Origin of the sequence: Reyranella sp. (assembly GCF_052439685.1) — a bacterium.
In the GTDB taxonomy this organism is placed as follows: domain Bacteria; phylum Pseudomonadota; class Alphaproteobacteria; order Reyranellales; family Reyranellaceae; genus Reyranella.
Genome location: NZ_JBQVQG010000012.1, coordinates 76,374 through 101,877 on the forward strand (window position 1 = coordinate 76,374; position 25,504 = coordinate 101,877).

Below are 25,504 nucleotides of genomic sequence, written 5' to 3' on the forward strand. Positions count from 1 at the left end.
CCGGAGATGAACGACGGAACAGCCCCCCTCACCCATCGCAGCGAGCGGGCGGGACGACGCGAACAGAACAAGGCGGAGAACCGCATAGCGCTGCTCAAGGCCGCCCGGGCCGTGTTCGCGGAGATGGGCTACGGTGCGGCCAGCGTGCGCGACATCGTGCGGCGCACCGACCTCGCCTCGGGCACGTTCTACAATTACTTCAAGGACAAGGACGAAATCTTCGAGGCGGTGGTCGGCGAACTGACCAGCGTGCTGCTGCAGCGCCACCGCGAGGGCCGCGGCCGGGCCACCACCGCCGAGGCCTTCGTGCGCGAGCATTATACCGCCTACTTCAACTTCCTCGCCGAGGATCCCGAACTGCTGGCGCTGGCGCGGTCGTCCTTCACCTCGGTGCGCACCCTGCTCGACAAGCCCGACGTCCGGGCGCTCGCCAAGGCGCTCAACGACGACATCCGCACCGCCATCGCCCAGGGCATCCTGCCCAACGTCGATGTGTCCTATCTCGGCGCCTCGATGTCCGGCATCGCCTTCGAGATTTCCATGGTCATGGTCGCCCGCGACCCGGTCGATCCCGCCGCTGCCGCCGAATTCGCGACGCACCTGATGCTGGGCGGCCTCGAGAAGCTGCCTCGGCGCTGATGCAAAGAAAAACGGCGGCCCCTTGCGGAACCGCCGTTCGTCGTTGCCGAACCTGGGCCCGTGCGCTTACGCGCCCTGGGCGATCGTATTGCGCAGGGTACCGATGCCCTCGATCTCGACCTCGCAGACGTCACCCGGCTTCAGCCAGGGCTGCGGCTTGCGGGCCATCGCCACGCCCGAGGGCGTGCCGGTGATGATGATGTCGCCCGGATCGAGGGTCATGCACTTGCTGAGCTCGTGCACCAGCGTCGGCACGTCGAAGATCAGGTCGTCGGTGCTGCTGTCCTGCATGGTGACGCCGTTGACGCGGGTCATGATGCGCAGCGGCGCGGCGCCCTTGGGCAGTTCGTCCGGGGTCACGATGTCGGGGCCGAAGCCGCCGGTGGCGTCGAAGTTCTTGCCCAGGGTGAACTGACCGCCCGACTTGCGCTGCCAGTCGCGGATCGAGCCGTCGTTGAAGCAGGCATAGCCCGCGATCACCGAGAGCGCCTTTTCCTTCGGCACGTTGCGGCACTTCTTGCCGATCACGATGGTGAGCTCGGCTTCCCAGTCGAATTCCTTGGAGTGGGTCGTCGACAGCATCTTGCCGTTGTGCGGCACAAGCGTGTTGTTGAAGCGCGTGAACACCACCGGGTACTGCGGGATCGGGCTGCCGGTCTCCTCGGCATGCTTGCGGTAGTTGAGGCCGATGCAGAGGATCTTGCCGGGCGCCGGGATCGGCGTCAGGTACTTGGCCGACTTCTCCGACACCGTGGCGCCGGCTTTGGGCTTGGCGCAGGCCTTGAGCACCGCCTGCTGGAGCTTCTTGCCGCCCGACAGGATCTCGACGACTGACTTCGGCCCGCGCGGCATCTGCTTGCTGAGATCGACAATCTTGCCGTCGCCCAGTTTGACGCCGACGACGGGCTTGCCGCCGCTCAGGATGGTGCAAAGACGCATGAATTTCCCCCTTGAAGATTTCGTCTGAAATACGGCGCTCGATAAACTCGTCCCTCCCGCTTCGTCGGTCAAGCAGCTCGCATTTTTTGCTACTCTCCGCCGATGCGTTTCCTCCTTTTGCTCGTCCCTCTCCTGTTCACCGCCCTGCCCGCCTCGGCCCAGCTCGTCGTGCCGCTCACGACTTCGGACGGCCGCGTCGGCTGCACCCAGGGCAAGACCGGTATCGGCCGGCCTGCCGACTGGCGCGCCGTCGCCGATCCCGACGGGCCGGACGGCTGGGCCCTGGTCGAGAGCGAGCCCGACGCCACCGACCAGCGTTTCCCACTCTGCATCGCGGAGCAGGCGTCGGGCCGCGACTTCGACGCCACCCTGCGGTTCAAGCCTATCTCGGGCTCACGCGATCAGGTGGCGGGGTTCATGTTCCGCGCCCAGAGCGCCAACGACTATTACGTCGTGCGCGCCAACGCGCGCGACAACACGGTCCGCCTCTATCGCATGGACAAGGGCAAGCGCAGCCAGCTCGGCATGAAGGAGGCCCCGGTGACACTCGGCCAATGGCACTCCCTACGCGTCATCGCCGTCAACGATCGCATCGAGGTGGCGCTCGATGGCAAGCCGCTGTTCGGGATCAATGACCGGACGCTGGTCCAGGCCGGGCCCGTGGGCGTGTGGAGCCAGGGCGACAGCGTGACCCATTACGGCTCGCTGCTGATCGGCCCGCCGCCGCCGCCGGCGCCCGCTCCGGCGCCGCCGCGCTGAGATCAGGCACGCGCCGCCAGCAGCGCCTTCGCCAGTTCGACGAAGCCCGCGCCCGAGCGGCCCGACGTGACCCAGCGCGGCCGGTGCTCCAGCAGGTCGGCGAAGTCCACGACGTTGGCCACGCCCACCGCGTTGGGGAAATAGCCGAACATCGGCGCGTCGTTGGGCGAGTCGCCGGAGAACACGTAAGCCGCCTTGTCGACTGCCAGGTCGATGCCGAACAGTTCCCGCATCATGGTGAGACTGGTCGTGAGCTTGTCGTAGTCACCGAACCAGCCGTTGACGTGGATCGAGCTCACCTTGGCATGGGCGCCGTGGCGCTCGAAGATGGCGACGATGCGCCGGACCTCGGCAGCCGGAAGCGGCGGCACGTCCTCGCAGAAATCGACCGCCAGGTCGGCCAGGCGATAGGGCTGGTCGGAGGCGATCCCGGCGCCCGGCACCCCCTGCAGCATCTCGGCCCGTAGCCGTTCCAGCCGCCGCCTTCCTTCCGCGCGCTCGGCCTCGGACTGGATGAAGCGGGTGCGCAGGCGTTTCTGGCTGCGGTCGTGCCACATCCAGAAGGCGCCGTTCTCGCCGACCACGGCATCGACCGGCCAGAACCGGGCGATATGGTCGCACCAGCCGGCCGGCCGGCCGGTGACCGGCACGACCAGCAGGCCCGCTTTCTTCAGGGCCTGCAGCGCGCCATAGGCCTCGGCGGTCAGCGTTCCTTCGCTGGAGACGGTGTCGTCGATGTCGGTGAGCACGCCGCGCACGGCGGCCAGGGTCTCGCGGGGACAGTTCTCGAGCGGTTCCATGGGCCGCACTTCTAACATGGCGCCGGAGGCCCTTCGGCGCTAAAAGCCCCGCCATGATCCCGCGCTATTCACGGCCGCAAATGGCGGCCATCTGGGCCCCCGAGAATCGCTTCCGCATCTGGTTCGAGATCGAGGCGCATGCCTGCGATGCCATGGCCGACGCCGGCATCATTCCAAAGGCCTCCGCCAAGGCCATCTGGGACGGCGGCGCCAAGGCGATGGAAGCGCTCAGGACCGACCCGGCCGGCAATGTCGAGAAGATCGACGCCATCGAGCGCGTGACCAAGCATGATGTGATCGCCTTCCTGACCTGGCTCGGCGAGTTCATCGGCCCCGAATCGCGCTTCGTGCACCAGGGCATGACCTCGTCCGACGTGCTCGACACCAGCTTTGCCGTGCAACTCACTCAGGCGGCCGACCTGCTGCTGGCCGACGTCGACCGGCTGCTCGCCGCGCTGAAGAAGCGCGCCCTGGAGCACAAGGACACCCTCACCATCGGCCGCAGCCACGGCATCCATGCCGAGCCCACGACCTTCGGGGTGAAGCTCGCCGGCCACTACGCGGCCTTCCTGCGCAACCGCGGGCGGCTGGTGGCGGCGCGCGCCGAGATTGCGACCTGCGCCATTTCCGGACCGGTCGGCACCTTCGCCAACGTCGATCCCGGCATCGAGGCGCATGTCGCCCGCAAGCTGGGCCTCGCCGCCGAGCCGATGTCGACGCAGGTCATCCCGCGCGACCGCCATGCCGCCTTCTTCGCGGCCCTGGGCGTCGTCGCCTCCTCGCTCGAGAACCTCGCCACCGAAATCCGCCACCTGCAGCGCACCGAGGTGCGAGAGGCCGAGGAGTTCTTCTCGGCGGGCCAGAAGGGCTCGTCCTCGATGCCGCACAAGCGCAATCCGGTGCTGACCGAAAACATCACCGGCCTCGCCCGCGTCGTGCGGTCGGCCGTCGTGCCGGCGCTGGAGAACGTAACCCTGTGGCACGAGCGCGACATCTCGCACTCCTCGACCGAGCGCTACATCGCGCCCGACGCGACCGGCACGCTCGACTTCGCGCTGAACCGCATGGCCGGCGTGATCGAGCAGCTGGTGGTCTATGCCGACCGCATGAAGGCCAATCTCGATTCGCTGGGCGGCCTCGTCTTCTCCCAGCGCATCCTGCTGGCGCTGACGCAGAAGGGCATGAGCCGCGAGGCCTCCTACGCCGCCGTCCAGCGCAACGCGATGGACGCCTGGCGCGGCAACGCCTCGCTGCTGGCCCTGTGCCGCGCCGACAAGGAGATCGGCGAGTTCATGTCGGACGACGAACTCACCGCGCTGTTCGACATGGGCTATCACACCAAACACGTCGACACGATCTTCAAGCGGGTGTTCGGCTAACCCCGGCCGCGCTCGAAGCGCGGAGTCGGGAGGAAGGGGGCTGGCCCCTGGGCCGCCCCCTGCCTGGCGCCTCCCCCAGGTTGGGGAGACGAGAGAGCAGAGAAGTCCCTTAGCGGACTTCCGACATGATCTGCTGCTTGGCCTCGTCGGCCAGACGATGCGATTCCTTGCGGATCGCATGCTCGTCCGTCGGCTTGCCGGCGGCGGCGAGGTCGGTCATCAGCTTGTGGACCACGTCGGAATCGCCCGGCTTCTCGAAGTCGGCCATCACCACGTCCTTGGCATAGGCCTCGGCATCGGCGCCGGTCTTGCCCATCAGGCTGGCGGCCCACAAGCCCAGCAGCTTGTTGCGGCGCGAGTTGACCTTGAATTTCAGCTGCTCGTCGTGCTCGTACTTGGCTTCGAAGGCTTTCTCGCGATCGTCGAACGTGGTCATCGGCCGCTCCGGTTGGGCTTGTCTCGTCGGGGCGGTATATAGCGACCGCGACACCGTCTTTCCACCCTGCGTTCGCAGTGGCAGTGTCACGCCTGCAGAGAGGAAACCCGAGATGTCGCTGGAAAAACTGAAGGACTGGATCGGCCGGACGCAGTCCATGGAGGATCTTGCCGCCCCCTTCCCGGTGCGCGCCCTGTCCGCGACCTTCGATGAGAAGGGCGATCCCGACCCGAAGAACGGCGATCCCCTGCCGCCCCTCTGGCACTGGCTCTACTTTCTCGAGGTCGCGCCGCAATCGAAGATCGGCCCAGACGGCCATGCCGAGCGCGGCGACTTCCTGCCGCCGGTACCGCTGCCGCGACGCATGTGGGCCGGCAGCCGATTCTCCTTCGACGGCGAGCCGATCCGCGTCGGCGACACGATCCATCGCCTGTCCGAGATCAAGTCGGTCGAGCCGAAGTCGGGCTCCACGGGCTCGATGGTGTTCGTGACCGTGAAGCACACGATTTCAGGTCCGCACGGTGTGTCCTTCGTCGAGGAGCACGACATCGTCTATCGCGAGGCGGCGAAGCCGGGCGAAGCGCCGAAGCCGCCGCGGCCGGCGCCGGCCGACGCTACCTGGACGCGCGGCATCCTGGCCGACCCGGTGCTGCTGTTCCGCTTCTCCGCCCTCACCTTCAACGGCCACCGCATCCACTACGACCAGCCCTATGTGACCGGCGTCGAGGGCTATCCCGGGCTGATCGTGCACGGGCCGCTGATGGGCATGCTGCAGATCGAACTGGCGCGGCGCTCCAACCCGGATAAGGTGGTTCGCAGTTTCGAGTTCCGCGCCCTGTCGCCGGTGTTCGGCGGGGCAGCGCTCGGCGTACACGGCCGCCGCGAGCAGGACGGCTCGATCACGACATGGATCGCCGATCCCGACGGCGGTCTCGCGCAACAGGGCAAGGCGACCTTCCAATGACCCACACGCATCACTCCGGCTGCGGCTGTCTCGCCGCCCTTTCGCGCCGTAGCCTGCTCGGCCTTGGTCTCGGCGCAGCCGCTATCACGGTCGCCGGCCCGGCGCTTGCCGCCGGCGATACCTACGAGGCGATGCTGATGCAGTGCATCGACCCGCGCTTCACCACGTATGCCTGGAAGTACATGTCCTCGCGCAGCTGGGAGAACCAGTACAGCCAGTTCAACATTGCCGGCGGGCCCATCGCCGCGGTGGCTCCGATCTTCCAGGAATGGCGCGCCGCCTGGGAAGCCAATCTCGACATCTCGGTCCAGCTTCATAACGTGAAGCGGCTGATCGGCATGGCCCATCGCGACTGCGGCGCCGCCGCCCTCGCCTACGGCAACCGGATCAAGACCGACCGCGCCTTCGAGACGGAAATGCTGAGCCAGGGGCTGCGCGCCTTCCGCGACCAGGCCAACAAGCGCCAGCCGCAGCTCATCGTCGAACTGGGGATCATGGACCTGAACGGCACGGTCGAGACCGTCACCTGATCCTGTCGCAGATCCGCCCGTCGTGCCCGATTCCCTTCCCTTCGCCTCCGACAGCAGCCTCGACAAGGATGCGGCGCTGGCGCACCAGCTCGCCGTCCAGCGCAAGCGGCGCCCTGCCGATCCGCTGGTGTCGCTGGTCGTGCCCGTGTTCAACGAGGAGGATTCGATCGCCGTCTTCCTTGCCGCCACGCTACCCCTGCTGGAGAGGGACGGAGTCCGGTTCGAGATCGTATTCGTGAACGACGGTTCGCGCGACAATACCTTCGCCCGGCTGTTTCACCGCAGCCGGGCCGACCGGCGCATCCGAATCGTCAACCTGTCGCGCAACTTCGGGAAGGAGGCCGCCCTCACCGCCGGCATCGACCATGCCCGCGGCGACGTGCTCATCCCGATGGACATCGACCTCCAGGATCCACCGGAACTGATCGCCACCTTCATCGCGCACTGGCGCGAGGGCTACGACATCGTCTACGGCATCCGCACGGCCCGGCACACCGACACGCGGGCCAAGCGTGTCTCGGCCGGCTGGTTCTATCGGGTGTTCAATTCCATGTCGCCGGTGCGCATCCCGCCCAATGTCGGAGATTTCCGGCTGGTCGACCGGCGCGCGGTCGATGTGCTGCGCCAGCTGCCCGAACGCAACCGCTTCATGAAGGGGCTGTTCGCCTGGGTGGGTTTCAACGCTGTCGGCGTGCCCTACGAGCGCCCCGAGCGCGCGGCCGGCACCAGCAAATTCAATTTCTGGCGCCTCTGGAACTTCGCCATCGACGGCGTGGTGAGCTTCTCCACCGCCCCGCTGCGCGCCTGGTTCTATGTCGGCCTCGCGATCGCCATCGTGGCGGTGCTCTACGCCCTGTTCATCGTCACCCGCGTGCTCATCTTCGGCGTCGACACGCCGGGCTATGCCTCGCTGCTGATCGCGGTCCTGCTGATGGGCGCCATCCAGCTCCTCTCGCTCGGGATCATCGGCGAGTATCTCGGCCGCCTGTTCGTCGAGGTGAAGGGCCGGCCGATCTACATCGTCGAGGGTGTCTACGAGGACGGCACGGCCGAGCCGCCGAAGCCCTGACCGTCGATGGATCTCAAGGAAGAAGACATTCTGGGCGCCGGCATCGGCAGCCACTGGTACTACCGCTCGAAGGCCGCCGCGCTGCGCCGCGCCGTGGGCTCACTGGCGCCGAAGCGCCTGCTCGACGTCGGCGCCGGCTCGGGCTTCTTCTCGCGCCATCTGCTCGAACGGACGGCGGCCGGGAGCGCGCTCTGCGTCGACATCGGCTACCTGGCGGACCGCGACGACAGCGTCGCCGGAAAGCCCGTGCGCTACCGCCGCGACACCGGCCCGACCGACTGCGACCTCGTGCTGATGATGGACGTGCTCGAGCATGTCGACGACGATCGCGGGCTGGCCCGCCACTACGCCGACAAGGTGCCGAGCGGCGCGCATTTCCTCGTGACGGTGCCCGCCTTCGAGTTCCTGTGGAGCGGCCACGATGTGTTCCTCGAGCACAAGAGGCGCTACCGCCTGCCGGGGATCGAGACCGTGCTGCGCGACGCCGGCCTCGAGATCGTGCGCGGCAGCTACTATTTCGGCCTGGTCTTCCCGCTGGCTGCCGCCGTGCGCCTCGCCGACCGCAACACGACGGAGCCGCGCAGCAGCCTGAAGAAACAGGGCGCCCTCACGAACGCCCTCCTCACCGCAATCTGCGCCGCCGAACTTCCCATGTTTCCGCTGAACCGCCTCGCCGGCCTCTCCTGCTTCGTGCTCGCGCGCAAATCCTGAAGAAACTCGCCCTCCCGGCATTTGAGAGACTATCGATCGCGCACGACAATACTTGCCTCGCTGTCGGCTGAATTTGATTGCGGCAGCGAACTCAAGCTGCCGGCCGAGGTCCATTGTTGCGACGCGGTGTTGCACCGCAGCGTCAGACGTCGCCTGCTCATGGTTTCCATCACTACACGGCCGAGTTCCGTTCATCCGATATTTAACATCCGATGATTGCACCCCCTTCAGATCAGTGTATGGTTTGAGCTTGCCAACCGGCCAAAGAGCCGGCGGCCGGGAGCGAACCGATCTTGTCTACCAAGCGCGTCAAGTCCGTTGAAAAGCGTTCGAAGCCGGGCCGGATCAACACCGTGCTGACGACGCTCGGCCGCGAGATCGCTCAAGGGATCATTCCGGCTGGCGCAATGCTACCCCCCGAATACGATCTCGAAAGCCGCCTCGGCGTCGGCCGAGGCGTGGTTCGCGAGGCCATCAAGACATTGTCGGGAAAAGGGCTCGTCAGCGTCCGGCCGCGCCACGGAACCCGTGTGTTGCCGCGGCGCGAATGGAGCCTGCTCGATCGCGACGTGTTGAACTGGCTCGTGGGACAGGAAAATCCCGACCGCGATCTGCTGCTGGCCGTTCAGGAAGTCCGCTCGATCATTGAGCCAGCCGCCGCCGCGCTCGCGGCCACCCGCGCCACCAAGGCGGACCTGCTGCGGATCAACGTGGCCCTCGCCGCGATGGAAGCCTCGGACAGTCAGGCCACCGCAACGGCCGCAGACAAGGCGTTTCACCTGGCCATTCTCGATGCCACGCACAATCCGGTATTGCAGGGCTTTCGCGGCGCGATCGACACGATTCTGAGCGCGGTGTTCGTGGTCGCCGTCGACAGCGTCGATGGCTGGTTTGATGGCAATCTTCCCAACCATGCCGCCATCGCGCGGGCCATTGAAGAACGGGACGTCACAAAGGCCCGCAACGCGATGGAGCAGGTCCTTGGTTACACCCAGGCCCATTTGTCCAAACCCAAAGTCGGCGCGCGGCGCCGAGCCGGTCGCACGGGCGGCCGCCGCACTCCGAGTCAAACGTGATGCAGCGCAGCATCACCTCGGCGCTCTGGTTTTGCGCTCCCTTCGCCGTACTGCTCGTTCTCTGGGCGATCCTCGTCCCGTACTTCGACGTCAGCCCCCGGTTGCTTCCTCAGCCTGGCGCCGTGGTCCGAGCCGGGATCGAGGGGATTCAGGACGGCACGCTCATCCAGCACATCGGTGCGAGCCTGCTACGCGTCGCCGTCGGCACAGTGCTCGCCCTGGTGGTCGCCATTCCTCTGGGCATCGCCATGGGCGTCAGCCCGGTTTTTTCCAGCTTCCTGACGCCCCCGCTCCGGTTTTTCTCGGTGCTGGCTGGCATTGCCTGGATCCCCATTGCGACGCTGTGGTTCGGCTACGGCTTCGGCGCCATCACCTTCGTCATCTTCAATGCCGTGTTCTTCATCGTGACATACAACACGCTGCTCGGCGTCTCGACGATCCCCTTGCACGTGCGCAACGCGGCCGCATCACTCGGTGCGGGGCGATGGGCGATGTTGACCGAGGTGCTCCTGCCGGGCGCCCTCCCCCACATCGTCACCGGCATACGCACCGGGTTGGGCTTTGCCTGGCGCGGGCTGATCGCCGCCGAGATGATCGCGACCAACGTCGGCCTCGGTTACATGCTTTTCGTGGCGCGCGATTTCTACAAGACCGAAGTGATCGTGCTCGGCATGATCGTGATCGGCGTTCTCTGGCTGCTGCTCGATCGGCTGCTGCTGGCACCGATCGAGCGCGCGACCATCGAGCGCTGGGGCATGGTGCAGCGCGCATGAGGTCCTTTCTTCTCGGGATATGGAGCCGTTGCGTACGCCTGATGGCGCGCTGGCCGTCTATCGGTGCGATCGCGCCGTTCGTTCTCTTGATCGCCGTCTGGTGGATCGTCACCGAGTTGCAGATATTTCCACGCGTGTTCCTGCCGGGACCGGTAGACGTCGTGCGTTCGTTCGGGTCGCTGGTTCATACCGGCATCCTGCCGGAGTATCTGCAGGACAGCATGGTACGGCTCGCCGTCGGTGCGTTCTGGGGCATCGCGATCGGCATCCCGCTCGGGATGTTGGTAGGTCTCAGCTCCCGGGCGCATACTGCACTTTGGCCGCCCCTGCTGTTCTTCCAGGCTATTGGCGATATCGCCTGGCTGCCGATCCTGGTGATCTGGTTCGGCTACGGCCTTACCACCATGACCGTCGTCATCGTCTACACGGTGATTTTCCCGGTCATCCTGAACACGGTGCTGGGCGTTCGTTCGATCCCGATCACCATGTATCGCGCCGCGCAAAGCCTTGGTGCCTCGCGTACCCGCATTCTTTGGGAAGTGGTGCTGCCCGGTGCGCTCCCCAGCATCATGACTGGTCTGCGCAATGGGCTCGGCTACGGATGGCGCGCCCTGATCGCAACCGAGATCATCGTCGGCACCAGCGGGATCGGATTTCTCATGTTCGACGCGCGCCGCGCCGGCTCGGTCGTCGAGATCCTGCTCGGCATGATCATCCTCGGTATCCTCTGGTACATCGTCGACGGCTGGATTCTGGCGCCGATCGAACGGGCCACCGGACAGCGGTGGGGATTGGTGACACGATGAAGAATCTGACCATCCGCAATCTGTCGAAGACCTACTTCGACCCGTATGCCGGCAGCAACGTCACGGCCGTCCACGATGTGTCGCTGGACGTGCAGCAGGGCGAGTTCGTCTCGATCGTCGGGCCGTCGGGCTGCGGCAAGACCACCATCCTGAACATGATCGCGGGCTTCCTTCCATACACAGGCGGCGAGATCCTGCTCGACGGCCGGCCAGTGAAGGGGCCAGGAGCCGACCGTGGCGTGGTGTTCCAGTCGTTCGCGCTTTTTCCCTGGAGGACCGTGCTCGAAAACGTCGCATTCGGTCCGAAGATGCGCGGCGTCGGCAAGGCGCAACGCGAGAAGATCGCGCATGAATATCTGGCCCTCGCCAAACTGACCGAGGCAGCCAAGCGCTATCCCGCCGAACTGTCGGGCGGCATGCAGCAGCGTGTCGGCGTGGTTCGCGCGCTGGCGAATGAGCCGGACGTGCTGCTGATGGACGAGCCGTTCGCGAGCATCGACGCGCAGACACGCATGACGCTGCAGGAGGAACTCACCCGCATCTGGCAGGAGAAGCGTCCTACCGTGATTTTCATCACTCACGACGTAGGCGAAGCCGTGTTTCTCGCCGATCGGGTCGTGGCGCTGTCCAAAGGACGCGTGCTTGAGGAGATTGCCGTGGACTTGCCCCGGCCACGCTCCTGGGACGCGTTGAATGACGACGCGCGATTCAAGGAACTGTCCGCGCGCGTTCTTCAACTCGTACGCTCGGCCTGATGCATGCTGAACGACGCCCTCCGATCGCGAAAGACACATATCCTGCTGGCCGTGGCCGTCTGCTACCTGGCCTGGCAGATCTGGTTGACGATCGCCGCGCCGTACAAGATCGCGGATTTTCCCAATGGCCCCGAGAAGGTCAACATCCTGATTACCCTGCCGTTTCCACCCGAGCGTTTCCACGTTCAGCTGTTCCAGACCTACGGCAGGGTCTCTGGAACACAAGACAACGCCGTTGAAGTGCGAGGAGTGAAACGAGCGGACCTCGCGACCGTCGCCCGCCCTTACTGGGTTACGCGCGTCGAGCCGCTTCAACCAGGAGGGTGAGGAAAATGCCAAGGATCATCACACTGTGCGTTGCCCTGTTGTTGTTGCCGTTGGCGGCAATGGCGCAGACCAAGGATCCGGTAAAACTCAAGGTCGGCATGGTTGCCGCCGTCGACATGCTGGCGCTGCCGATCGCACTCGAACGCGGCTTCTTCGAGAAATACGGGCTCGACGTGACCATCGCGCGTCCCTACGCCACCGGCGTCGATGCGCTCAATGCTCTGCAGGCGGGCGAGACCGACATGGTGCAGGCCGGCGTGCCGGCCATCGGCGCCATCCTGCGTGGCATGGATCTGGTATTCTTCGGCAATTTCAGCGGCAATGCCACCAAACTCGGCTCCGATGCGACGCTCGCGCTGATCGCCGGCAAGGACTCAGGCATCGTCAAGGGTGACCTCAAGAGCCTCAAGGGTAAGAAGATCGGCACTTCTTTCGGCACCATCAATCATCTCTATATCCTTGGCTTGCTCGAGAAGGCTGGCCTCACGACATCCGACGTCACTCTCGTCAATACGCCGCCGCCGGAAATGAGCGTGGCGCTGCTGGCCAAAGGCGTGGATGCGTTTGTGTGCTGGGACCCGGTCCCGGTGATCGCCATGAAGGACGTACCCGGTGCGATCGAAGTGGTCCGCGGCGGAGATGTCATCTCCTATCTCGGTTTCAACATCGCGTTGCGGCCCTGGGTGGAGAAAAATGGGCCGACGATCGAGAAGTTCCTGGCGGCGGTGTCGGAGGCCGATCAGTGGATGCGCAAGAATCCCAAGCAAGCAGCCGCCATCGGTACGCGCTGGATTCCCGGGCTGAAGCTGGACGTGTCGGAGACTGCCATGCAGTACAACATCCAGCAGGTGGACCGGCGCATTTCGGCCCACAACTATCGTGCGCTGTGGAAGGCACAGGACACACTGCAACGGCTGGGCGTGATCAAGACGGTGTTCGATGTGAACAAGCACATCGAACCGAAGTTCATCCTCAGCGTGATGAAGACCTACCCGGAGCTGTTCTCCGACCTGCAGCCCATTCCTGCGGACGTGGCCATCACGCCGGGCTACGTGTTCAAGCCCTGACCCAGAGTTGCCGCGCACGTCCGAGGAGGCGGTCTAGCCCGCGGCAGCCACGTCCTTCGAGACGATGCGCTTGCGCTTGGCGTTGATCTCGCGGAGCGTCACCATCATTTCCTCGGCGACGATGTCGCCGGGGATGCCGTCACCCTCGGCTTCGAGTTCCTTCATGTCGACCCAGACGCCGTAGAGCGGCGCGGTGCGCGGGGTGATGATGCCGGCGTGCAGCAGCGTCTTGATCAGGACACGGAAGATGTTGGTGCCTTCCTTCAGGTTGGCGCGGCGGTCCTCGTCGGTGAAGACCTCCTTCATCGCGTCGCGCACCCACTGCCAGTCGAGCCCGTACTTGGCGTAGATGACCTGCTTCTGCTCGGCGTTGATCAAATTGAACAGCAGCGTCTGGAAGATCTGCGCCGCCCAGTCCTCGACCTTCCTGTGTTCGTCCTCGCTGAGATGACGGATGGTGCGGGACGCCCAGATGCGACCGAAGCGGTGGTGGAAGGCCTCGTCGCTCATCACCAGCTGGACCAGCCGGCGCAGCACCGGGTCGTTGGTCTTGGCGTTCAGGGTCGCAAAAGAGCCCATGGCGATGCCTTCGATCAGCATCTGCATGCCGACGATCTTCTTGTAGACCTCCTCCGTCGTCACCAGATCGGTGAGGACGGTGGCGATGGTCTTGCCCACCGGCAGGGGGGCTCCCCAGCGGCGGCCGATATAGCGCGTGAACCCTGCAACATGCCGGGCCTCCTCGCGGGCCTGGTTGGCGGCGTATTCCTGGGCGCCGGGGTCGAGCAGGATGTGGCAGAGGCTGGCCGACAGCGACAGCGCTCCCTGCTCGCCGTGCAGCAGGTTGGAGATCGACCAGTGCATGACGTCGTTGCCCAGGCCGATCTTCTGGCCCTCGTCCAGCCGGTCCGCCACGGCACTTTTCAGCTCGACCACCGTGTCGAGCGGCATGATGGGGGTCTTCGCCATGTCGAAGGGCTGGTCGAAGTCGATGTAGCTCTTGTCGAACGGGTCCCAGAAATGGTCGTGGGTCGCCGAAATGATGCCGTCGAAGGCGTCGGTCCGGCGGCCATACCGGGGAACTTCCAGCATTGCCGGAAAATCCTCACGTCCGACCGTGTCATAGGCCTTGTCGTAGGTGATTTGCTGGGCCATGTGAGGCCTCCCATTTAGAGTTTAATATGACGACCCCGTCACCTTTTTCAATGGATTTTTCCCCAGTACCGGCGCATGGCGTTTCCGCCATATTCCGCCCGAAAGGCGGGCGATCCGCATCGCCCGCGCAGGAGTAAGACATGTCCCGCCGTCGCCGCATCTACGAGGGCAAGGCCAAGACCTTGTTCGAGGGGCCCGAACCCGGGACGATCGTCCAGTACTTCAAGGACGACGCCACCGCGTTCAACAACCAGAAGAAGGGGGTCATCACCGGCAAGGGGGTGATCAACAACCGCATTTCCGAGTTCCTGATGACCAAGCTCGGGGAAATCGGCGTGCCGACCCATTTCATCCGCCGGCTGAACATGCGCGAGCAGCTCATCCGGCAGGTCGAGATCATCCCGCTCGAGGTCGTGGTCCGCAACGTCGCCGCCGGCTCCTTCGCCAAGCGCTTCGGCGTCGAGGAAGGCACCCAGCTCCCCCGCTCCATCATGGAGTTCTTCTACAAGAACGACACGCTGGGCGACCCGATGGTCACCGAGGAGCACATCACCGCCTTCGGGTGGGCGACGCCGCAGGACCTCGACGACATCGTGGCGCTGACGCTGCGCGTGAACGATTTCCTGTTCGGCCTGTTCCTCGGCTGCGGCATCAAGCTGATCGACTTCAAGATCGAGTTCGGCCGACTCTACGAGGACGACATGGTCCGGATCGTGCTGGCCGACGAGATCAGCCCCGATTCGTGCCGGCTGTGGGATCTCAGGACCAACGAGAAAATGGACAAGGACCGGTTCCGCCGCGACCTCGGCAAGGTCGAGGAAGCCTACCAGGAAGTGGCGCGGCGCCTCGGCATCCTCATCGACCAGGGACCGGGCGACGTGCGCGGCCCCACCACGCTGCAGTAAAGAGGCGACATGAAAGCCAGAGTCCACGTGACCCTCAAGAACGGCGTGCTCGATCCCCAGGGCAAGGCCATCGGACATTCCCTGAACCGGCTGGGTTTCCCCGAGGTCGGCGACGTGCGCCAGGGCAAGTTCATCGAACTCGAGCTCGCCGAGACCGACAAGGCGAAGGCCAAGGCCCGAGTCGAGGAAATGTGCAGGAAGCTGCTCGCCAACACGGTGATCGAGAACTACTCGATCGAACTGGTGGGCTGATGAAGCCGAACGACCTCATCCTGAGGAGCGGTCCGCAGGACTGCGTCTCGAAGGATGGGAACAAGCACCGCCTTTGTTGCCGACCCTTCGAGACGCGCGCTGCGCGCGCTCCTCAGGGTGAGGGCCTTGCAGGTAGGGACGGACGGAGATGAAAGCAGCTGTGTTGGTCTTTCCCGGCTCCAATCGCGAAGGCGATGTGGCGCAGGCGATCGAGCTGGTCACCGGCCGCCGGCCGCAGATGGTGTGGCACGGCGACGGCAACTTCGAGAAGGTCGACCTGATCGTGGTGCCAGGTGGCTTCGCCTACGGCGACTATCTGCGCTGCGGCGCGATGGCCGCGCAGTCGCCGGTGATGGCCGAGGTCAAGAAGCGCGCCGCGCTGGGCGTGCCGGTACTGGGCATCTGCAACGGCTTCCAGATCGTTACCGAGGCCGGCCTGCTGCCGGGCACCCTGATGCGCAACTCGCACCTCAAATTCGTCTGCGCCGACGTCCACCTCCGGGTCGAGACCAGCCAGAGCCTGTTCACCAACCGCTACCAGGCCGGCCAGGTGATCAAGGTCCCGGTGGCCCATGCCGAGGGCAATTATTTCGCCGACGCCGACACGATGAAGCGGCTCGAGGATCGCGGCCAGATCGCCTTCCGCTACTGCGGCCCCGACGGCTCGATCGTCGACGGGCGAGGCAACCCCAACGGCTCCAGCAGCAACATCGCCGGCGTCTTCAACGACACCAAGACGGTGCTGGGCCTGATGCCCCATCCCGAGAATGCGGTGGAGCCGATGTTCGGCGGCACCGACGGCAAGGCCCTGTTCGAGGGCATGGTCGAAGCCCTTTCATGAAAGACGCGTCGTGACCGTAGCCAAGGAAAAGAACCCACCCGTCAAGCTGCCGAACGAACCCACGATCACCCCGCAGATCGTGGCCGAGCACGGGCTGGCGCCGGACGAGTATGAGCGCCTGCTGAAGATCATGGGCCGCGATCCCACGATGGTCGAGCTCGGCATCTTCTCGGCCATGTGGAGCGAGCACTGCTCCTACAAGTCCTCGAAAGTCTGGCTGAAGAAGCTGCCGACCAAGGCGCCGTGGGTCATCCAGGGGCCGGGCGAGAATGCCGGCGTCATCGACATCGGAGACGGCCAGGCCGCCATCTTCAAGATGGAGAGCCACAACCACCCCTCCTACATCGAGCCCTACCAGGGCGCGGCGACCGGAGTCGGCGGCATCCTGCGCGACGTCTTCACGATGGGTGCGCGGCCGGTGGCCAACCTCAACGCGCTGCGCTTCGGCGACCCGAAGCACGCCAAGACACGTCACCTCGTCTCGGGCGTGGTGGCCGGCATCGCGGGCTACGGCAACTGCATGGGTATTCCCACCGTGGGTGGCGAGACCAACTTTCATGCCGCGTACAACGGCAACATCCTGGTCAACGCCATGACCGTGGGCGTCGCCAGGACCGACAAGATCTTCTATGCGGCGGCCGCCGGCATCGGCAATCCGATGGTCTATGTCGGCTCCAAGACCGGCCGCGACGGCATCCACGGCGCCACCATGTCCTCGACCGAGTTCAACGAGGACAGCGAGAGCAAGCGCCCGACGGTGCAGGTCGGCGATCCGTTCGTCGAGAAGCTGCTGCTGGAAGCCTGCCTCGAGCTGATGGCGACCGACGCCATCATCGCCATCCAGGACATGGGCGCGGCCGGGCTCACCTCTTCCTCGTTCGAGATGGCGGCCAAGGGCGGGCTGGGCCTCGTCATGGAACTCGACAAGGTGCCGATGCGCGAGACCGGCATGAATCCCTACGAGCTCATGCTGTCGGAAAGCCAGGAGCGCATGCTGATCGTGCTGAAGCCTGGCCGCGAGGACCAGGCGCGCGCGATCTTCGAGAAGTGGGAACTCGACTTCGCCGTGATCGGCCACCTGACCGACACCGAGCGCATGGTGCTGACCTGGCATGGCGACGTGGTGGGCAACATCCCGATCCCGCCGCTTGTCACCGAAGCGCCGATGTACGAGCGGCCGTGGACGCTGACGCCGCTGCCGCCCGAGCTGGACGCGTCGAAGGTGCCCGCCCCGACCGACTGGAAAGCCTCGCTGCTCACCCTGATGAGCTGCCCCGACCTCGCGAGCAAGGCGTGGATCTGGCACCAGTACGACCATCTGATCATGGGCAACACCGCGATCCGCCCGCAGGGCGGCGATGCGGCCCTGGTGCGCGTGCCGGGCGCGCCCAAGCCGGCGAGCCACAAGGGCCTCGCCATGACGTCGGACTGCACCCCGCGCTACGTGCAGGCCCATCCCGAGACCGGCGGCCGCCAGGCCGTGGCCGAGGCGTGGCGCAACATCACCGCGGTCGGTGCCCGGCCGCTCGCCGTCACCGACAACATGAACTTCGGCAATCCGCAGAAGCCCGAGATCATGGGCCAGTTCGCCGGCGCCATCATGGGCATGGCGGAAGCCTGCACCGCGCTCGACTTCCCCGTCGTGTCGGGCAACGTCTCGCTCTACAACGAGACCGAGGGGCGGCCGATCCTGCCGACCCCGACCATCGGCGCGGTGGGTGTGATCGACGACATCGCGACCTCTGCCGGTTCACGCCTCGTCCAGTCCGGCCTCGCGCTGGTGCTGATCGGCGACACCAGGGGCTGGCTGGGACAGTCGATCTACCTGCGCGAGATGCACGGCCGCGAGGAAGGCGCCCCGCCGCCGGTCGACCTCGCCGTCGAGCGGCGCAACGGTGACTTCGTGCGTGGCGAGATCGTCGGCCGCCGCGTCCATGCCTGCCACGACCTCTCCGATGGCGGCCTGCTCGTGGCGCTCGCCGAAATGTGCCTGTCGGGCGACACCGGCGCCTGCATCAAGCTGCCGGCGAGCGACGTCGCACCCCACGCCTATCTCTATGGCGAGGACCAGGCCCGCTACCTGATCGCGACCGACGATGGCCCCGCGCTCGTCGCGGCCGCCCGCCAGGCCGGCGTCCCCGCCGTGCTGCTGGGCTATTCCGGAGGCCCGGACATTACGGTCGACGGGCTGCTCACCCTGCCGCTGCAGGATCTGCGCGATGCCCACGAGAACTGGCTCCCCGGTTACATGAACAGCACCGCCTGAGGATTTCTCATGCCTATGCAAGCTGACGACATCGTTCGCCTCATCGAGGAAGGCATCCCGGGTGCCGAGGTCGAAATCCAGGACCTCGCCGGGGACGGTGATCACTACGCCGCCACGGTCATTTCGGCCGCTTTTGCCGGCAAATCCAAGATCCAGCAGCACCAGATGGTCTATGGGGCGCTGGGCGGCCGCATGGGGGGCGTTCTCCACGCCCTCAAGCTGACCACCATGGCGCAAAGGCCCTGAGCGCCCTATATTCAGACACCCCCGCGCCCCCGGTGGCGCTCCACGGAGATCGATCATGAGCGAACCCCAGGTGTTCGAGCGTATCCGCGACGAAATCGGCAAGAACGACGTTCTGCTGTTCATGAAGGGAACGCCCGTGTTCCCCCAGTGCGGCTTCTCGGCCGCGGTGGTCGACGTGCTGAGCCAGCTCGGCGTGAAGTTCCACGGCATCAACATCCTCGTCGACCCGGAACTGCGGGAAGGCATCAAGGATTTCAGCCAGTGGCCGACCATCCCCCAGCTCTACGTGAAGGGCGAATTCATCGGCGGCTGCGACATCGTCCGTGAGATGTTCGAGACCGGCGAACTGGAGCAGGTCTTCAAGGAAAAGGGCGTGGCTTTGGCCGAGGCCGCATAGTCAGCCAAACGTTCCTGGTTTCCGACCCAAACGGGAGCGCGAAAGCGCTCCCGTTTTGCGTTGGCGCGCGCATCGACTGTGCGGCCCTTCGACAGAAGCGACATCGAACGGTTATGGTTTTCGCGTACGGCCTATGGGTACCGGCGGCAGCGCGCGGTCGGTCCCGAGTTGAAGCCGGAGGGGGCGAGTCATGTCGAACGGGACGTTCACGGGGTTTCTGGACGCGCTGCGGGCGTTCGAATCGGGTGTCGACCATGATCGCTATCTCTCGGGACAGATCACCGAGGCCCAGATTCGAAGCTGGGTGGGCGATGCCAACTGGAACGCCTATCAGGCTGGCGATCTCTCCTGGCGCGACATGCAGTACACCTCCGTGAATTCGCTGGGCTTCGTCGGCTATCAGTTCGGCGAGCCGCTGCTCATCGACCTCGGTTACTATCTGGATAACACCGGCAACCTCTGGACCGGCCGTTTCACCGGCAAGAACGGCGTCGACAGCTTCGCCACGCTCAAGACCGACATCCAGGAAGCCATCATCCTCGATGCGTTCGGCTACAACCTCAACGTCATCCAGAGCGGGCTCGAGGCGAAGGGCACCAGCCTCGACGCGCTGATCGGCACCCAGCGCACGTACGTGGACACCAACGGGCAGAGCGTTACCGTGACGCTCACCCTCACCGGCATTCTCGCCGCCGCCCATCTGCGCGGGGCCTGGGGCACGCTGGACCTTCTCAACAATGGCAGCGCCTCGGCCGACGAATACGGCACCTCCATCCTCAAATACATCCAGCAGTTCGGCGCCTACGACACGCCGAGCTATTCGACCCTCATCGCCGCCCACGAGTCGGCCAAGACACTCGCCTTCGCCGAGGAGCTCTGGCACGACGATTTCAACAATGACGGCACAGTTTCCGACTATGCAGCCTGGGACGGCACCCAGGCGGACGGCGGCTCCACCGGCGGACAGACGGGTGGCAGCGGACAGACTGGAGGCGATGGCGCGGCCACCGTGACCACCATCAGCTGGATGTGGGGCACCAATACCATCCTCGCCTTCGACCCCGACCTCGACGTGCTCGATTTCGGCTGGCTCCAGAAGGACAATTTTTCCATCGCCGAGGTGGGCGGCTCGGTCGTCATCACCATCATCGGGAACAACCAGACCTACAGGCTCGACGGCGTCACGCTCGCCGAGCTGAGCATGGACAATATCCGCGCGAAGGACGCGAGCGCGATCCAGAAATGGGACTCGGCCTTCGACACGGCGGAGCCGGCGGTGCCCAGCCTGTCCATCGCCGACGTGTCGGTGCAGGAGGGCAACTCCGGCACCAGGCTCATGACCTTCACCGTGATCCTGTCCGCGGCGGCAGCCGGCGCGGTCACGGTCGCCTATTCGACGGCGGACGGCACCGCCACGTCCGGTAGCGACTATGTTGCCGCGAACGGCACCCTCACCTTTGCGGCGGGGGAAACGTCGAAGACCATCCAGGTGACGGTCAAGGGCGATACCGCAGCGGAGGGCAACGAGGCCTTCGTCATCCGCCTCGCCAATGCCGCCGGCGCGACCATCGCCGACGGCTCGGCAACCGGCACCCTCACCAATGACGATACGGCGCCGACATTGCCCGCGCTCTCTGTGGGCGATGTCTCCCTGCGCGAGGGCGATTCAGGCACCGCCGAGCTGATGTTCATCGTCACGCTCGACAAGGCTGCCACCGGGCCCGTGACGGTCAACTACGCCACCGCCAACGGCACCGCGTCCGCGGGATCCGACTATGCCGCGCTCACCGGAACGCTGACCTTCGCGGCCGGCGAGACCTCGAAGATGGTGCATGTGGTCGTCAACGGTGACACCGCGGTGGAGGCGAACGAAACCTTCTCGCTCACCCTCTCCAGCGCCACCGGCGCAACCATCGCCGACGCCGTGGCGATCGGGCAGATCACCGACGACGATACGCAGCAGGATCCGGGCAACGGAACCGGCAAGGTCTGGCTGGTCAACTCCGTGAGTGGCCCCGATATCATCGGCTTCGATCCCGCGGTGGACAGGATCGATCTCGGCAACGCCAACATCCATTCCTTCATCATCATCGACACGCCCCAGGGCTTCGGCTTCACGAGTCCCTGGAGCGGCGAGACGGTGATCGTACAGGGCGTCCGCCTCGCCGACCTGTCGGTGGAGAATTTCGAGTTCATCGACAACAATCATCTGCGCGAGGCGCTGAGCGGAGCGCTGGCCTGGGAGAACGGACCGGTGCTCGCTGCCGACACCGTCTATATGCGCTCCCATGAAGTCGGCCAGGTGGACCGGGTCGCCTTCGATCCCGCCACCGACGCGGTGAGCTTCAAATTCTATGGCAGCCGCGAGAACCTCTCGATGACCGACAGCAGCGAAGGCGTGGTCATCGCGGATCTCAGCACGGGCCAGAAGCTCATCCTGCTCGGCGTGACCCGGGCAGACCTCTTCCCGGTCAATTTCGAGTTCACCTTCACCCAGGTGCGCGAGGACGACCTGTCCGGCAAGATCGGCATGGGGCAGGCATCGAACGCCCAGCTCGTCGACTTCAACCTGCCCATTGCCGGCGGAGGCACGGTGGCAGGCGCGTCCGGGGCGACCGACGGCGTGGCCGGGAATGAGGGCGACGCACTTCCCGCGCTCTCCATCGGCGACCTCTCGGTGGCGGAGGGCAATGGCGACCATGCCCATTTCATGTTCATGGTGACGCTCGACAAGGCCGCAGACGGGCCGGTGACGGTGGCCTACTCGACCGCCAACGGCACGGCGACCGCCGGCTCGGACTATGTAGCCACCAACGGCGCCGTCACCTTCGCCGCCGGCGAGACCTCCAAGATGGTCCATGTGGACATCAAGGGCGACGTGCTGGCCGAGGGCAACGAGACCTTCACGGTCAGCCTCTCCAACTCGTCCGGCGCCACGATCGCCGACGGCACCGCCATCGGCACCATCATTGACGACGACGGCGTCCCGGTCTTGCCGGCCCTGTCCATCGCCGACCTCGCGGTCGCCGAGGGCAATGGCGAGCACGCCCACTTCATGTTCACCGTGGCACTCGACAAGGCCCCCTCAGGGCCCGTGACGGTGGCCTACTCGACCTCTAATGGCACGGCGACGGCCGGCTCGGACTACGTGGCCTCCAGCGGCACCGTCACCTTCGCCGCCGGCGAGACCTCGAAGCTGGTCCATGTGGATATCAGTGGCGACACCGTGTTCGAGGGGAACGAGACCTTCGCGATCACGCTCTCCAATGCCAGCGGCGCCTCCATCGCCGACGCGACCGCCATCGGCACCATCGTCAATGACGATCGCGAGCCGGACCAGGGCCATGTGGGCAATGGAAAGGCCGATACGTTCGCGATCACCTGGGCCTGGGGCACCAACAAGGCGATCAATTTCGACACCGCTCTCGACACGCTCGACTTCAGCTGGATGGCCGGGGACCATTTCTCCATCGCCGAAGCGAACGGCTCGACCGTCGTCACCGTCGAGGGCAACAATCAGACGTACAAGCTGACCGACGTCTCGCTCGCGGAACTCTCCCTGGCCAACATCGCCGCGAAGGACGCCAGCGCCGTCGCGGAATGGGCTGCGGCCCTGGATACCGCGCATGCGGCGCGCGACTACGACCTCATGATGTGAAGCCCGGCGAAGCTCGGCCTACAAGCGTCAGGGCATCGCCTTGCGATGTCCGGGAGCGCTGCAGGGAGAGCGATCACCGGAAGCTCATGCCCCTCCGACGGCGTAAGACGTCGTCTTCCCCATTTGAATGGCGAGGTGGGTGATTCTCCTTCGGCTGAGAGCCTAATCGAACGTGTAGGCGGCCATCGATAGGTTCCCCAAGGTGAAGCTGCGATGGAGTGCCCGGCCCCGAGCGCCCTCGCCCGCAGCGCCATAGGCGACGTGCAGCGGTAGCAGGTGCTCGTCCGTCGGGTGGGCCTCCCGCGCAAAGGGGGCGCTGGCGCGATAGTCGGCAAGGGCGAGCTCGTCGCCCTTCTCCAGCGTGTCGGCCATCCAGTCGTCGAAGGCCTGCGCCCAGGGCTCGGGCTCCGAGGCGTCCTCGTTGCGCACCAGGGCGCGCAGATTGTGGATCGCACTGCCGCTACCCATGACCAGCACACCTTCCTCGCGCAGCGACGCGAGCTTCCGCCCGAGCGCGATGTGGTGCGCGGGGCCGAGCGCCGGCTGCACCGAGAGCTGGAAGATGGGGATGTCGGCCTCGGGCCAGGCCAGCATCGCCGGCACCCAGGCGCCATGGTCGAGGCCCCGGTGATGATCGTGCGCGGCGCCTGTGAGCTTCGCGACTTTCTCGGCGAGCGCCGGCGCGCCGGGCGCGTCATAGCGCAGCTTGTAGAGGGCTTCGGGGAAGCCGTAGAAATCGTGGATCGTGTCAGGCCTGCGGACGAGCGATACGGCCGGCACATCGGTATCCCAGTGGGCAGAGACGGCGACGATGGCTGTCGGGCGCGGAATTTGCTGGCCAAGGCCCGCCAGGAACGTCCGGGCGGGCGCATCTGTCAGGATGAGCGTCGGCGCTCCATGCGACACAAAGATCGAAGGCATCGACATGTCTTTTTCCTCTCAGGCCGCGTGGCAGCCTTTATGCAATTGTCTGAAGTCTATCATGGGAAAGGTTATTGAATGTTGAGTTTGCGGAGACGAGTGGCGCTGGCGGCCTCCCTCGGAGTGGCGGCCGTGATGGCCACAACGTCGGTGCCGGCGGCGGCTCAGACAACGCTCAGAATGGTGTCGCATGCGGACATCAAGATCCTCGATCCGATCTGGACCACAGCGCTGATCACCCGCAACCACGGTTACATGATCTACGACGTCCTGTTCGCCAAGGACGCCGACCTCAAGATCCAGCCGCAGATGGCGGAGAAGTACACCGTCTCCGACGACAAGCTCACCTGGACCATTACCCTGCGGGACGGCCTCGAATGGAGCGACGGCACGCCCGTCACGTCCGAGGACTGCATCGCCTCGATCAAGCGCTGGGGCGCGCGCGACGGCTTTGGCCAGTTGCTGCTGAAGGCCACCAAGGACATCAAGGCGGTCGACGCCAAGACATTTGCCATCGAGCTGAAGGAGCCGTTCGGCCTCGTGCTCGACGCCCTCGGCAAGCCTTCGTCGAACGTGCCCTTCATGATGCCCAAGCGGGTCGCCGAGACCGATCCCAACAAGCAGATCGACGACTACACCGGCTCCGGCCCCTTCATCTTCAAGAAGGAGGAGTGGAAGCCCGGCGAGAAGATCGTCTACGTAAAAAATACGAAATACAAGCCGCGCAACGAACCGCCTTCGATGCTGGCAGGCGGCAAGGTCGCCAAGGTCGACAGGGTTGAATGGCTTGCGATCCCCGATCCGAGCACGGCGGTGAATGCCCTGCTGGCCGGCGAGATCGACCTGATCGAATCGCCGGTGCCCGACCTCTTCCCGATGCTGAAGGCCGACAAGAACATCGCGCTGTTCGGTTGGAACGCGCTGGGCAGTCAGATCCTGATGCGTTTCAACACGCTGCACCCGCCCTTCAACAACGTGAAAGCGCGTCAGGCGGCGATGTGGGCTCTCGCGCAGGAAGACATGCTGCGCGCCCAGGTCGGCGATCCCGAAATCTACAAGGTCTGCAACGCGCCGTTCGTCTGCGGCACGACCTACGGCAAGGAATATGGCGACCTGCTGATCAAGCCCGACCTCGAGAAGGCACGTCGGCTCCTCAAGGAGAGCGGCTATGACGGCACCCCCGTCGCGATGCTGCAGCAGACCGACCTGCAATCCTCGAACCAGGTGCAGGCCGTTGCCAAGCAGCAGCTCGAGAAGGCGGGCTTCAAGATCGACCTCCTGGCAATGGACTGGCAGACCGTGGTGGCCCGCCGCGCCCGCAAGGAAGCGCCGGCGCAGGGCGGGTGGAACATCTTCTTCACGACCAACATCACGCTCGACCTCGACAATCCCGGGGTCAACGCCTACGCCGCCGGCACTTGCGAGAAGGCCTGGTTCGGCTGGCCATGTGACCCCGAAATCGAGGTCCTGCGCGCGGCCTTCATCAAGGAAAGCGATCCGGCCAAGCGCAAGGAGTTGGGCATCGCCATCTCCGACCGCCTGATGGACCAGGGCTTCTACGCGCCGGTCGGCCAGTACAAGGCTTTCGGCGCCTACCGCAAGGACCGGATCAGCGGCTGGCTCTCCGGCCCCGTCCCGGTACTCTGGAACATCAGCAAGAAATGACCGCATAGCGTCGCCCCTCACGGGAAGGAGGACCTTCGCCAGACCGGCGAAGGTCCTCTTCTCTCTTGTGCAGGACAGCAGCCGATCGAGCCGCCGCCAGCGCGGACATTGCTTTATTCCTCGTGGGGCTCGTGGCAGTTTGTGTGAAGTTGGGTGTTGAAGAAGGGA

The 25,504-nt window shown here is 65.3% G+C and carries 26 protein-coding genes; 21 read left to right on the forward strand and 5 right to left on the reverse strand.

Going from position 1 to position 25,504, the window contains the following annotated elements:
- The first annotated feature begins 6 nt into the window (after positions 1-6).
- A complete protein-coding gene (locus ACT6UX_RS16810) occupies positions 7-639 on the forward strand; it encodes a TetR/AcrR family transcriptional regulator (protein ID WP_444776297.1) in 633 nt (210 codons plus the stop codon).
- A gap of 66 nt (positions 640-705) precedes the next feature.
- Here ACT6UX_RS16810 and ACT6UX_RS16815 read toward each other — a convergent pair whose 3' ends face one another.
- Positions 706-1,578, reverse strand: coding sequence for a fumarylacetoacetate hydrolase family protein (locus ACT6UX_RS16815; RefSeq protein ID WP_444776298.1), 873 nt, complete (start codon positions 1,576-1,578; stop codon positions 706-708).
- A gap of 102 nt (positions 1,579-1,680) precedes the next feature.
- Here ACT6UX_RS16815 and ACT6UX_RS16820 point away from each other — a divergent pair, with 102 nt between their 5' ends.
- Positions 1,681-2,337, forward strand: a complete 657-nt coding sequence (locus ACT6UX_RS16820; RefSeq protein ID WP_444776299.1) for a family 16 glycoside hydrolase — start codon at positions 1,681-1,683, stop codon at positions 2,335-2,337.
- A 2-nt stretch (positions 2,338-2,339) separates the two neighbouring features.
- Here ACT6UX_RS16820 and ACT6UX_RS16825 read toward each other — a convergent pair whose 3' ends face one another.
- Entirely contained in the window at positions 2,340-3,137 is a 798-nt protein-coding gene (locus ACT6UX_RS16825) for an HAD family hydrolase (protein WP_444776300.1), read from the reverse strand.
- A 53-nt stretch (positions 3,138-3,190) separates the two neighbouring features.
- Between ACT6UX_RS16825 and purB the strand changes: the two genes are divergently transcribed.
- On the forward strand, positions 3,191-4,516 hold the full coding sequence (gene purB / locus ACT6UX_RS16830; protein ID WP_444776301.1) for an adenylosuccinate lyase: 1,326 nt from the start codon (positions 3,191-3,193) through the stop codon (positions 4,514-4,516).
- Positions 4,517-4,625: 109 nt separating this feature from the next.
- Here the strand turns inward: purB and ACT6UX_RS16835 are convergent, their stop codons facing one another.
- Complete coding sequence (locus tag ACT6UX_RS16835; protein WP_444776302.1) at positions 4,626-4,952, reverse strand: DUF1476 domain-containing protein; 327 nt, start codon at positions 4,950-4,952, stop codon at positions 4,626-4,628.
- Positions 4,953-5,064: 112 nt separating this feature from the next.
- Here ACT6UX_RS16835 and ACT6UX_RS16840 point away from each other — a divergent pair, with 112 nt between their 5' ends.
- The 10 genes from ACT6UX_RS16840 (at position 5,065) to ACT6UX_RS16885 (ending at position 13,030) form a co-directional block, all read left to right on the forward strand.
- Complete coding sequence (locus tag ACT6UX_RS16840; protein ID WP_444776303.1) at positions 5,065-5,916, forward strand: FAS1-like dehydratase domain-containing protein; 852 nt, start codon at positions 5,065-5,067, stop codon at positions 5,914-5,916.
- Complete coding sequence (locus ACT6UX_RS16845; protein WP_444776304.1) at positions 5,913-6,446, forward strand: carbonic anhydrase; 534 nt, start codon at positions 5,913-5,915, stop codon at positions 6,444-6,446. The genes ACT6UX_RS16840 and ACT6UX_RS16845 overlap by 4 nt, the downstream gene beginning before the upstream one ends.
- Positions 6,447-6,468: 22 nt before the next feature.
- Complete coding sequence (locus ACT6UX_RS16850; protein WP_444776305.1) at positions 6,469-7,515, forward strand: glycosyltransferase family 2 protein; 1,047 nt, start codon at positions 6,469-6,471, stop codon at positions 7,513-7,515.
- Between the two features lie 6 nt (positions 7,516-7,521).
- Positions 7,522-8,226: a class I SAM-dependent methyltransferase gene (locus tag ACT6UX_RS16855; RefSeq protein WP_444776306.1), complete on the forward strand. Its 705-nt coding sequence runs from the start codon at positions 7,522-7,524 to the stop codon at positions 8,224-8,226.
- A 290-nt stretch (positions 8,227-8,516) separates the two neighbouring features.
- The gene (locus ACT6UX_RS16860) at positions 8,517-9,302 is read left to right on the forward strand and encodes a FadR/GntR family transcriptional regulator (RefSeq protein WP_444776362.1); all 786 of its coding nucleotides are present in this window, start codon (positions 8,517-8,519) and stop codon (positions 9,300-9,302) included.
- Positions 9,302-10,075 (forward strand): ABC transporter permease, encoded by a 774-nt coding sequence (locus ACT6UX_RS16865; protein ID WP_444776363.1) that lies wholly within the window; start codon positions 9,302-9,304, stop codon positions 10,073-10,075. The genes ACT6UX_RS16860 and ACT6UX_RS16865 overlap by 1 nt, the downstream gene beginning before the upstream one ends.
- Positions 10,076-10,116: 41 nt before the next feature.
- Positions 10,117-10,881: an ABC transporter permease gene (locus tag ACT6UX_RS16870; RefSeq protein WP_444776307.1), complete on the forward strand. Its 765-nt coding sequence runs from the start codon at positions 10,117-10,119 to the stop codon at positions 10,879-10,881.
- Positions 10,878-11,636 (forward strand): ABC transporter ATP-binding protein, encoded by a 759-nt coding sequence (locus ACT6UX_RS16875; RefSeq protein WP_444776308.1) that lies wholly within the window; start codon positions 10,878-10,880, stop codon positions 11,634-11,636. The genes ACT6UX_RS16870 and ACT6UX_RS16875 overlap by 4 nt, the downstream gene beginning before the upstream one ends.
- Before the next feature lie 3 nt (positions 11,637-11,639).
- Entirely contained in the window at positions 11,640-11,963 is a 324-nt protein-coding gene (locus tag ACT6UX_RS16880) for a hypothetical protein (RefSeq protein ID WP_444776309.1), read from the forward strand.
- A 5-nt stretch (positions 11,964-11,968) separates the two neighbouring features.
- Positions 11,969-13,030: an ABC transporter substrate-binding protein gene (locus ACT6UX_RS16885; protein WP_444776310.1), complete on the forward strand. Its 1,062-nt coding sequence runs from the start codon at positions 11,969-11,971 to the stop codon at positions 13,028-13,030.
- Positions 13,031-13,063: 33 nt separating this feature from the next.
- Here the strand turns inward: ACT6UX_RS16885 and ACT6UX_RS16890 are convergent, their stop codons facing one another.
- Positions 13,064-14,185 carry a ferritin-like domain-containing protein gene (locus ACT6UX_RS16890; RefSeq protein WP_444776311.1) on the reverse strand — a complete coding sequence of 374 codons (1,122 nt, stop codon included), beginning with the start codon at positions 14,183-14,185 and terminating at the stop codon, positions 13,064-13,066.
- Positions 14,186-14,325: 140 nt separating this feature from the next.
- On the opposite strand from ACT6UX_RS16890, the gene purC reads away from it, so the two are divergent.
- The 7 genes from purC (at position 14,326) to ACT6UX_RS16925 (ending at position 22,750) form a co-directional block, all read left to right on the forward strand.
- Positions 14,326-15,090 (forward strand): phosphoribosylaminoimidazolesuccinocarboxamide synthase, encoded by a 765-nt coding sequence (gene purC / locus ACT6UX_RS16895; RefSeq protein ID WP_296332650.1) that lies wholly within the window; start codon positions 14,326-14,328, stop codon positions 15,088-15,090.
- A 9-nt stretch (positions 15,091-15,099) separates the two neighbouring features.
- On the forward strand, positions 15,100-15,342 hold the full coding sequence (gene purS / locus ACT6UX_RS16900) for a phosphoribosylformylglycinamidine synthase subunit PurS (protein WP_444776312.1): 243 nt from the start codon (positions 15,100-15,102) through the stop codon (positions 15,340-15,342).
- Positions 15,343-15,490: 148 nt separating this feature from the next.
- Positions 15,491-16,183 carry a phosphoribosylformylglycinamidine synthase subunit PurQ gene (purQ, locus tag ACT6UX_RS16905; RefSeq protein WP_444776313.1) on the forward strand — a complete coding sequence of 231 codons (693 nt, stop codon included), beginning with the start codon at positions 15,491-15,493 and terminating at the stop codon, positions 16,181-16,183.
- Positions 16,184-16,229: 46 nt separating this feature from the next.
- On the forward strand, positions 16,230-18,449 hold the full coding sequence (purL, locus tag ACT6UX_RS16910) for a phosphoribosylformylglycinamidine synthase subunit PurL (protein ID WP_444776364.1): 2,220 nt from the start codon (positions 16,230-16,232) through the stop codon (positions 18,447-18,449).
- Between the two features lie 9 nt (positions 18,450-18,458).
- Positions 18,459-18,695: a BolA family protein gene (locus ACT6UX_RS16915; RefSeq protein ID WP_444776314.1), complete on the forward strand. Its 237-nt coding sequence runs from the start codon at positions 18,459-18,461 to the stop codon at positions 18,693-18,695.
- A 55-nt stretch (positions 18,696-18,750) separates the two neighbouring features.
- Positions 18,751-19,092, forward strand: a complete 342-nt coding sequence (gene grxD, locus ACT6UX_RS16920) for a Grx4 family monothiol glutaredoxin (protein ID WP_422012099.1) — start codon at positions 18,751-18,753, stop codon at positions 19,090-19,092.
- Between the two features lie 190 nt (positions 19,093-19,282).
- Complete coding sequence (locus tag ACT6UX_RS16925; protein ID WP_444776315.1) at positions 19,283-22,750, forward strand: Calx-beta domain-containing protein; 3,468 nt, start codon at positions 19,283-19,285, stop codon at positions 22,748-22,750.
- Positions 22,751-22,912: 162 nt separating this feature from the next.
- Here the strand turns inward: ACT6UX_RS16925 and ACT6UX_RS16930 are convergent, their stop codons facing one another.
- Positions 22,913-23,677: a DODA-type extradiol aromatic ring-opening family dioxygenase gene (locus tag ACT6UX_RS16930; RefSeq protein ID WP_444776316.1), complete on the reverse strand. Its 765-nt coding sequence runs from the start codon at positions 23,675-23,677 to the stop codon at positions 22,913-22,915.
- 129 nt (positions 23,678-23,806) lie between these two features.
- Here ACT6UX_RS16930 and ACT6UX_RS16935 point away from each other — a divergent pair, with 129 nt between their 5' ends.
- On the forward strand, positions 23,807-25,336 hold the full coding sequence (locus tag ACT6UX_RS16935; RefSeq protein WP_444776317.1) for an ABC transporter substrate-binding protein: 1,530 nt from the start codon (positions 23,807-23,809) through the stop codon (positions 25,334-25,336).
- Positions 25,337-25,504 lie beyond the last annotated feature (168 nt).